The sequence below is a fragment of the Nonlabens ulvanivorans genome, assembly GCF_000732625.1.
Classification (GTDB): domain Bacteria; phylum Bacteroidota; class Bacteroidia; order Flavobacteriales; family Flavobacteriaceae; genus Nonlabens; species Nonlabens ulvanivorans.
Genome location: NZ_JPJI01000036.1, coordinates 1 through 260, shown reverse-complemented (window position 1 = coordinate 260; position 260 = coordinate 1). Strand labels below are relative to the sequence as shown.

Sequence of the window (260 nt, the reverse complement as noted above, 5' to 3'; positions counted from 1 at the left end):
ATTATTAATCCACTACCAGATACAGGAGTTCCTACTCCACTTTCAGTATGTATCAATGATCTAGCAGCTAATTCTCCTGTTGATTTATTTAATCAATTAACAGGTCAAGATGCTGGAGGAACATGGTCTGATGATGATGCAACTGGTGCCTTAACAGGTAGTACTGTCGATATCACTGGATTTGCTGTAGGTACTTATAACTTTTCTTATTCTATAACAGATGTTAATGGATGTATGAATAGCTCAACAGTTGCTATAAC

At 36.2% G+C, this 260-nt stretch carries 1 protein-coding gene; it reads left to right on the top strand.

The features are described from left to right. Window positions 1–260: hypothetical protein (locus IL45_RS15175; protein WP_036585572.1), on the top strand; the 260-nt coding region annotated here is incomplete at both ends.